The following is a 9,997-nucleotide window of genomic DNA, read 5'->3' as shown; positions in this document are numbered from 1 at the left end:
TCGAGGAGCTTCTGCCCAGCGGTGTCAGCATCGCCGCCGTCAACGGCCCCAACACCACCGTCGTCTCCGGCGACAAGAACGCCGTCGAAACCCTGATCGCGGACCTTCAAGGCCAGGACATCCGCGCCCGGCTCATCCCCGTCGACTACGCCTCACACTCCGCCCACGTCGAAACCATCCAGGCTCAACTAGCCGATGCCCTAGCGGGAATCCAGCCGCGCCCTGCAGACATCCCCTTCTTCTCCACCGTCGAGCCCGACTTCCTCGACACCACACAGCTCGACGCCGACTACTGGTACCGCAACCTCCGCCAGACCGTCCACTTCCACACCGCCATCCAGCAGCTCACCGAGTCCGGCCACACCACCTACATCGAATCCAGCGCCCACCCCGTCCTCACCTACAGCATCGAAGAAGCCTCAACCAACGCCCTCACCACCGGCACCCTCCGCCGAGGCGAAGGCACCCTCACCCGCCTCCTCACCTCAGCAGCCCACCTCCACACCCACGGCCACCCCATCAACTGGCCCATCAACAAGGGAACCCACGACACCGACCTCCCCACCTACCCCTTCCAGCACCAGCGCTACTGGCCCGCGTCGGCCGCCACACGGCCCGTCGACGCCGAATCCATCGGGCTCGGCATCGCCGGACACCCGCTGCTCGGGGCGGCGGTAGAGCTGGCGGGCACGGACACGCACCTGTTCACCGGGCTGCTGTCGTTGCAAAGCCACCCCTGGCTGGCTGACCACGCCGTAGCCGGCACCGTCCTGCTCCCCGGCACCGGCTTCCTCGAACTCGCCCTCCAGGCCGGCCACCACGTCAACTGCGGCACCGTGGAGGAACTCACCCTGGAGGCACCCCTGGTGCTGCCCGAAAAGGGTGGCGTACGGATCCAGCTCGGGCTCGGGGAGACGGACGACTCGGGTCGGCGGGAGCTGAACCTGTACTCGCGTGCGCAGGACGCCGGGGACGACGAGCCGTGGACCCTACATGCCACCAGCACGGTGGCTCCCGCCGGTGCGCAGCAGTCGCCGGGGTCGGACACCGATCTGGCCGCCTGGCCGCCCGCCGGAGCGGAGGCGATCACGGTGGCGGACGCCTACGACCGGCTGGCCGCGCAGGGTGTCGAGTACGGCCCTGCCTTCCAGGGGCTGCGGGCCGCCTGGCGGCGCGGTGACGAGGTGTTCGCCGAGGTCGCCCTGCCGGACGAGGAGTCCGCCGAGGCCAAGGAGTACGGCATCCACCCGGCGCTGCTCGACGCGGCGCTCCAGCCGCTGGGGCTGGGTGTGCTGCTGGCCGAGCCCGGTGAGGGACTCACCCGGCGCCCGTTCGCATGGAGTGGGGTGACCCTCCACGCCCAGGGCGCGAACGCGGTCCGGGTGCGGATCACCCTGGCCGGTGAGGACGCCGTGTCCGTCTCGGTGGCCGATTTGGTGGGTCGTCCTGTCGCCTCGGTCGACGTGCTGACGCTGCGGCAGGTCGGCACCGAGCAGCTAGCGGGAGCGCGGGAGGCACGGGGCGACTCGCTGTTCCGGGTGGAGTGGGTGCCGGTCGCGGTGTCGCGGTCCGGCGCGCCGGCCGGACGCTGGGCCGTCGTCGGCAACGGCAGTGGTCACAGCACCATGGATGTGTACGACGACCTCGGCAGCCTCGCCGCCGCAGCCGCGCCCGTCCCCGAGCTGGTCTTCGTCCCCTTCCCGGACACCACCGACGGCACCACGGCGGACGCCGGCACCGCAGACGCCGTACGCCAGGTCACGCACCGCGCCCTGGACCTCGTACAGGCATGGTTGGCCGACGACCGGTTCGCCGCGTCGCGGCTGGTGATCCTGGCCGGGCAGAGCCTGACCGGTGCACCGGTCTGGGGTCTGGTCCGGTCGGCGCAGGTCGAGAATCCGGGCCGGTTCGTGCTGGTGGAGACGGACGGCGGCGAGCCCGACTGGGACACGCTGGCGGCCGCGGCGGCCGGCGACGAGCCGCAGCTGCGGGTGCACGGCACGAAGGTCAGCGCGCCGCGGCTGGCCCGTGCCTCGCGCCCCGAGGAGGTGGAGTCGGAGTTCGCGCCCGAGGGCACCGTCCTGCTGACCGGTGCCTCGGGTGGTCTCGCCCGGCTGCTCGCCCGGCATCTGGTGGCCGAGCGCGGGGTGCGGAACCTGCTGCTCACCAGCCGTCGCGGGGCCACCGCCGACGGGATGCCGGAGCTGGTGGCCGAGCTGACCGGGCTCGGTGCCACGGTCGAGGTGGCCGCCTGCGACGTCGCCGACCGGGACGCGCTGGCCGGGCTGCTGGCCGCCGTACCGGCGGAGCGTCCGCTCACCGCCGTGGTGCACACCGCGGCCGTCCTGGACGACGGGGTGGCCGAGGCGCTGACGCCGGAGCGGATCGACCGGGTGCTGCGGCCGAAGGTCGACGGGGCGCTGAACCTGCACGCGCTGACCGAGGATCTGGACCTGTCGGCGTTCGTGCTCTTCTCCTCCCTGTCGGGCACCCTCGGCGGGGCGGGGCTGGCCAACTACTCGGCGGCCAACGCCTTCCTCGACGCCCTCGCCCGCCACCGGCACGAGCGCGGACTGCCCGCCGTGTCGCTGGCCTGGGGACTGTGGGAGCAGCGCAGCGGTATGGCCGGGCGGCTGAGCGATGTCGACCTGGCCCGGATGTCCCGGGTCGGTGCGGCGCCGATGTCCGCGGACGAGGGCCTGGCCCTGTTCGACGCCGCCACCGCGCTGGGCGACGCCGTGCTCGTGCCGGCCCGGCTGGATCTGGCGGAGCTGCGCGCGCAGGCGGCGGCCGGTGTCATGGCGCCCCTGTTCCGCGGTGTCGTCCGCACGTCGGCCGTCCGGCGTACGGCGGCGGCCTCCGGGGGCCGTACCGAGGAAGCCGCGTCCGGTATCGCCGGCCGGCTGGCCGGGCTGGCCCGGGCCGATCAGGAGCGGATGCTGCTGGATCTCGTACGGGAGCAGGTCACGGCCGTGCTCGGGCATGCCTCGCCCGAGGAGGTACGGGCGAACCGGGCCTTCAAGGATCTCGGGTTCGATTCGCTGACCTCCGTCGAGCTGCGCAACCGGCTCCGGTCGGCGACCGGGCTGCGGCTGACGCCGACCCTGGTCTTCGACTATCCGAACCCGGCCGCCCTCGCGCAGCGGCTGCTGGACGATCTCGTACCGCAGGCGGAGGAGGCCGGCCTGCCCCTCTCTGCGGAGTTGGAGCGGCTGGAGACCGCGTTCCTCGAATCCGCCCTGGACGACGACGCGCGAGGCAAGATCGCGGCGCGGCTGCAGGCCCTGCTCTGGAAGTGGGACGACACCCGTGGCACCGCGATGGAAGCCGAAGGGCTCGAAGGGCTCACGAAGAAGGGGGAGTTCGACCCCGTCAGCGACGACGAGATGTTCGACCTCATCGACAAGGAGCTGGGCCAGCTCTGATCCCGTCTCCGCTCCGCCCCTGTCGGCGGCCCTGCCGCCCTCTCCTCCCCCACCGCGCCACCCGACCACTGGCCTTCCCCGGCCTTTCTAGGACGTGACCTGATGTCAAAGCCCGCCCGTTCCTCCGACGCTGCCCAGAGCATGACCGAGGACAAGCTCCGCGACTACCTGAAACGGGTCGTCAACGACCTGCGCCAGACCCGCCGCCGGCTCAACGAGGCCGAGGCCAAGGACCACGAGCCGATCGCCATCATCGGTATGAGCTGCCGTTTCCCGGGTGACGTCAGTTCCCCGGAGGACCTCTGGCAGGTCGTCGCCGAGGGCCGCGACACGATCTCCGCGTTCCCCGACAACCGCGGCTGGGACCTGGAGGCGCTCTACGACGCCGACCCGGACCGCTCCGGCACGTCCTATGTGCGGGAGGGCGGATTCCTGTACGACGCCGCCGACTTCGACCCGGCGTTCTTCGGGATCTCACCCCGCGAGGCCCTGGCGATGGACCCGCAGCAGCGCCTGCTCCTGGAGACCTCCTGGGAGGCCTTCGAGCGGGCCGGCATCGACCCGCAGTCGCTGCGCGGCAGTAAGGCCGGGGTCTTCGTCGGCAGCAACTACCAGGACTACGCGACCCGGTTGCCCGAGGTGCCGGCCGAGCTGGAGGGGCACCTCGGTATCGGCAACACGCCGAGTGTGGTGTCCGGCCGGGTCGCGTACACCCTGGGCCTGGAGGGCCCGGCCGTCACCGTCGACACGGCCTGCTCCTCGTCGCTGGTGGCGCTGCATCTGGCCTGCCACGCGCTGCGGCAGGGCGACTGCTCGATGGCGCTGGCCGGGGGAATCTCCGTGATGTCCTCGCCGGCCTCGTTCATCGAGTTCAGTCGACAGCGGGGGCTGGCGCCGGACGCCCGCGTCAAGGCCTTCGCGTCGGGCGCGGACGGCACGGCGCTGTCCGAGGGCATCGGCATGCTGCTGGTGGAGCGGCTGTCGGACGCGCGCCGCAACGGCCACCGGGTACTCGCCGTGATCCGCGGCAGCGCCATCAACCAGGACGGCGCCAGCAACGGTCTCACCGCCCCCAACGGCCCCTCGCAGGAGCGGGTCATCCGCCAAGCGCTGGCCGCCGCCCGTCTGACGCCCGACCAGGTCGACGTGGTCGAGACACACGGCACCGGCACCAAGCTGGGCGACCCCATCGAGGCACAGGCACTGATCGCCACGTACGGCCAGGACCGCCCCGCCGACCGGCCCCTGTGGCTGGGCTCGGTGAAGTCCAACATCGGCCACACCCAGGCCGCCGCCGGTGCCGCCTCGATCATCAAGATGGTCATGGCCCTCAACCAGGGCCTGCTGCCCCGCACCTTGCACGTGGACGAGCCGTCCTCCCGTATCGACTGGGAGGCCGGGGCCGTCTCGCTGCTCACGGAGGACGTGCAGTGGCCGGCGCTCGACCGGCCGCGCCGTGTCGGCATCTCCTCCTTCGGCATCAGCGGCACCAACGCCCATGCCGTGCTGGAGGAGGCTCCGCCCGTCGAGGCGGACGAGGAACAGGACGACGCCACACCCGCGGGCGTCGTACCGTGGGTGATCTCCGCCCGGACCGCGGAGGCGCTGCGCGCTCAGGCACGACAGCTGCGTGAATACGTCGATCAGCGGCCCGGCCTCGACACCGCGGAGGTCGCCCACGCGCTGGCCACAACCCGGTCCGCGTTCGAGCACCGCGCGGTCGCCCTGGGCAGCAGCACCGGCGAACTCCTCAAGGCCCTCGACGCCCTCGCCCATGGCGAACCCTCGCCGCACGTCGTCCAGGGCGTCGCGCCAGACGAGACCGGCAAGACCGTGTTCGTATTCCCGGGGCAGGGGACGCAGTGGGCCGGTATGGGGGCCGAACTCCTGGACAGCTCCCCCGTGTTCGCGGAGTCGATGGCGCGATGCGAGGAGGCGCTGGCGACTTACGTCGACTGGTCGCTGACCGAGGTGCTGCGTTCTGGCGCGGAGTTGGACCGGGTGGACGTCATCCAGCCTGTGACATGGGCGGTGATGGTGTCCCTCGCCGCTACCTGGCAGGAGCTCGGTGTCCGTCCGGATGCGGTCGTCGGCCACTCTCAGGGCGAGATCGCGGCTGCGGCTGTGGCGGGTGCGCTGTCGCTGGAGGACGCGGCGAAGGTCGTCGCCGTACGGGCCCGGATCATTGGCGAGCACCTCGCCGGGCTGGGCACGATGGCCTCCATCCCGCAACCTGTTCAGGCGGTCGAGGAGCACCTGCCCAGCGAGGTCGGCATCGCCGCGATCAACGGTCCCAACGCCACCGTCGTTGCGGGCGACAAGGACGCCGTCGAAGCCCTCGTGGCCCAGTTGCAGAGCCAGGACATCCGCGCCCGGCTCATCCCCGTCGACTACGCCTCGCACTCCGCCCACGTCGAGGCCATCGAGGCCCGACTGGCCGATGCCCTCGCGGGAATCCAGCCGCGCCCTGCAGACATCCCCTTCTTCTCCACCGTCGAGCCCGGTTTTCTGAACACCTCGGACCTCGACGCCGGCTACTGGTACCGCAACCTCCGCCAGACCGTCCACTTCCACACCGCCATCCAGCAGCTCACCGAGTCCGGCCACACCACCTACATCGAATCCAGCGCCCACCCCGTCCTCACCTACAGCATCGAAGAAGCCTCAACCAACGCCCTCACCACCGGCACCCTCCGCCGAGGCGAAGGCACCCTCACCCGCCTCCTCACCTCAGCAGCCCACCTCCACACCCACGGCCACCCCATCAACTGGCCTATTGCGCATGGCAATCGGCACGTCAACCTGCCCACCTACCCCTTCCAGCACCAGCGTTACTGGATCGACGTACCGGAGACCATGGCGGCGCATGCCCCCGTCCCGGCGACCGACATCGTCGACACGCGTTTCTGGGAGGCCGTGGAGAACGAGGACTGGGAGTCGCTCGCCGGCACGCTCGCCGTGCCCGACGACGCCTCGCTCAGCACGTTCCTGCCCGCGCTCGCGTCCTGGCGGCAGGAGCGCAGGCGCGAGGCCACGGTGAACGACTGGCGGTACGGGATCAGCTGGAAGCCGGTGGCCGACGGGGGTGCCACGACCAGGCTCGGGGGGACCTGGCTCGTGGTGTTCCCGGAGGGGCGGGCCACCGACGACGTCGTCCGTACGGCGGCGGAGGGGCTGGCGCGGCACGGCGCGCAGGTCGTGCCGATGGAGCTGAGCGCCTCCGGGGTCGCCCGGGGGACGTACGTCGATCTCATCGGCGAGAAGCTGTCCGCGCAGGACTCTCCGCTCGCCGGCGTGCTCTCCTTCGTGGCGCTCGACGAGAGCCCCCACCCCGCGCACCCCGCCATGACGGCCGGGGTCGCCGGGACGCTCGCTCTCGTCCAGGCGCTCGGTGACGCGCGCTTTGAGGTGCCGGTGTGGTTCGGCACCTGCGGGGCGGTAGCGGTCGGGGCCTCCGACGCCGTGACCAGCCCGGCGCAGGCACAGGTCTGGGGCCTGTGCCGGGTCGTCGCGCTGGAGCAGCCCGAGCGCTGGGGCGGCCTCGTCGATCTGCCGCGCGAGCTGGACGACCGGGCGCGGGCGCGCCTGTGCGCGGTGCTGGCCGGGCTGGCGGGCGAGGACCAGGTGGCGGTCCGCAGCTCAGGCGTCTTCGCCCGGCGCCTGGTGCGCAACCCGCTGGCCGTGCGGACGCCCGAGCAGGCGGCGCCCGGCTGGCGGACCAGTGGCACGGCGCTGGTGACCGGCGGGACGGGAGCGCTCGGCCCGCACATCGCGCGGTGGCTCGCCTCGAACGGGGCCGAGCATGTGGTGCTGACCAGCAGGCGCGGCCCGTCCGCTCCGGGTATGGCCGAGCTGGCGACGGAACTCGCCGCCGAGGGGGTCCGTCTCACGGTGGCCGCGTGCGACGCCGCCGACCGCGAGGCCCTCGCGGGTGTGCTGGAGCAGCTGAAGGTCGACGGGGAGTCCCTGCGTACGGTCGTGCACGCGGCGGCGTTCATCGAGTTGGCGTCGCTGGCGGAGTCGGGCCTCGACGAGTTCGCGGACGTGCTGGCCGCGAAGGTGGCGGGCGCCGCTCACCTGGACGAGCTGCTGGGCGGCGCCGACCTCGACGGGTTCGTGCTGTTCTCCTCCATCGCCGGTGTCTGGGGCAGCGGTGACCACGGTGCCTATGCCGCCGCCAACGCCTATCTGGACGCGCTCGCGGAGCAGCGTCGTGCCCGCGGTCTGAAGGCCAGTTCCATCGCGTGGGGCGTGTGGAACGTCTGGGACCCGGAGCGGCTGCCGGAGGGCGTCAAGCCGGAGCAGCTGCAGGCGCGGGGCCTGCCGTTCCTCGACCCGGACACGGCTTTCGCCGCGATGCGCCAGATCCTCGCGCACGACGAGACGTTCGTGGCCGTGGCCGAGGTGGACTGGGAGCGGTTCGTCCCTGTCTTCACCTCGGCGGGGCCTCGCCCGCTGCTGGCCGGTGTTCCCGAGGCGCGGCGCGAGATCGAGGCGGCCACGTCGTCCCCAGGCACCTCGTCGCGGCCGGACGCGCCGAGTGCTCCGTCGTCGCCGCTGCGCGACCGGCTGGAGGGTCTCGCGGCCGAGGAGCGGGACCGGGTGCTGCTGGAGCTGGTGCGCGACCAGGCGGCCTCGGTCCTCGGTCATGCCTCCGGTGAGGCGGTCGAGGCGGGACGGGCGTTCCGTGATCTAGGCTTCGACTCGCTGACCGCGGTCGAGCTGCGCAACCGGCTCAACACGGCCACCGGGCTGCGGCTGCCGGCGACCCTCGTCTTCGACTACCCCTCCCCCGGTGTGCTCGCCGCTCATCTGCGGGACGAGTTTTTCGGCGCGATGCCGGACACCACGCCGGCCGGGACCGCCGCGGCGCCGCCGGCCCTGCCGGCCGCCGACGACGACCCGATCGTCATCATCGGCATGGGGTGCCGCTTCCCGGGCGGCGTGCGCTCGCCCGAGGAGCTGTGGGAACTCCTGCTGGGCGGCGGCGACATGATCTCCGGCCTGCCGACCGACCGCGGCTGGGACCTCGACGCGCTCTACGACCCGGACCCGGAGCAGCGCGGCACGTCGTACACCCGGCACGGCGGATTCCTGTACGACGCCGCCGACTTCGACCCGGCGTTCTTCGGGATCTCGCCGCGCGAGGCCCTGGCGATGGACCCGCAGCAGCGCCTGCTCCTGGAGACCTCCTGGGAGGCCTTCGAGCGGGCCGGTATCAACCCCCATTCTCTGCGGGGCAGTCGTACGTCCGTATTCGCGGGCGTCAGCTACCACGACTACGGCTCGCGCCTCGGCGAGACCCCGGAGGAGATCGAGGGATACCTCGGTACGGGCAACACCGCGAGCATCGCCTCGGGCCGCGTCTCGTACGTCCTCGGTCTGGAGGGCGCCGCGGTGACCCTGGACACGGGCTGCTCGTCGTCGCTGGTCGCCCTCCATCTCGCGGCGCAGTCGCTGCGGCAGGGCGAGTCCACGCTGGCGCTGGCCGGCGGTGTGTCCGTGATGGCGGTGCCCACCTCCTTCACCGAGTTCAGCCGACAGCGCGGCCTGTCCGTGGACGGCCGGTGCCGGGCCTTCTCGGCCGACGCCGACGGCATGGGCATGTCCGAGGGCGTGGGCATGCTGCTTCTGGAGCGGCTGTCGGACGCACGCCGCAACGGCCACCCCGTCCTTGCCGTGGTCCGCGGTACGGCGATGAACCAGGACGGCGCCAGCAACGGCCTCACCGCCCCCAACGGCCCCTCCCAGCAGCGGGTGATCCGGCAGGCCCTCGCCAACGCCGGTCTCACCCCCGACCAGGTCGACGCCGTCGAGGCGCACGGCACCGGCACCAAGCTGGGCGACCCCATCGAGGCACAGGCACTGATCGCCACGTACGGCCAGGACCGCCCCGCCGACCGGCCCCTGTGGCTGGGCTCGGTAAAGTCCAACATCGGCCACACCCAGGCCGCTTCGGGCGTCGCGGGCCTCATCAAGATGGTCATGGCCATGCGCCACGGCGTCCTGCCGAAGACGCTGCACGTCGGCGAGCCCACACCGAAGGTCGACTGGTCGGCCGGAGCCGTCGCCCTGCTGACCGAGGAGACGGCCTGGCCCAGCACGGGACAGCCGCGCCGGGCCGGTGTCTCGTCGTTCGGCATCAGCGGCACGAATACGCACGCTGTGCTGGAGCAGGCTCCCGATGACGAGCCGGTGCCGGTTTCGGAGTCCCTGGGCATCGTGCCGTGGGTGATCTCCGCCCGGACCGCCGACGCGCTGCGCGACCAGGCACGGCAGCTCCGCGAATACATCGAGCAGCGGCCCGAGTTGAACACCACAGCCGTCGCCGACACGCTCATCAACGGCCGCGCCCTGTTCGAGCACCGTGCGGCTGTCCTCGCCGAAGCTCCTGATGCCGTCGCCGCCGCGCTCGATGCGCTGGCCGCTGGGCAGCCTCACACCCATCTGGTTCAGGGCCAGGCCAAGGCCGTCGGCAAGACGGTGTTCGTGTTCCCGGGGCAGGGGACCCAGTGGGCCGGTATGGGAGCCGAACTCCTCAACTCCATACCCGTGTTCGCGGAATCGATGGC

2 protein-coding genes are annotated in these 9,997 nt (G+C 72.1%); both read left to right on the top strand.

Features of this window, described 5'->3' with window-relative positions:
• On the top strand, window positions 1-3,425 hold a 3,425-nt coding region (locus ACFW22_RS35090; RefSeq protein ID WP_386412672.1), incomplete at its 5' end, for an SDR family NAD(P)-dependent oxidoreductase.
• A gap of 102 nt (window positions 3,426-3,527) precedes the next feature.
• A partial coding sequence (locus tag ACFW22_RS35085; RefSeq protein WP_386412670.1) for a type I polyketide synthase occupies window positions 3,528-9,997 on the top strand: 6,470 nt, incomplete at its 3' end.

Origin of the sequence: Streptomyces sp. NPDC058872 (genome assembly GCF_042743065.1) — a bacterium.
GTDB lineage: Bacteria > Actinomycetota > Actinomycetes > Streptomycetales > Streptomycetaceae > Streptomyces.
This window is presented reverse-complemented; position numbering and strand designations above follow the sequence as displayed.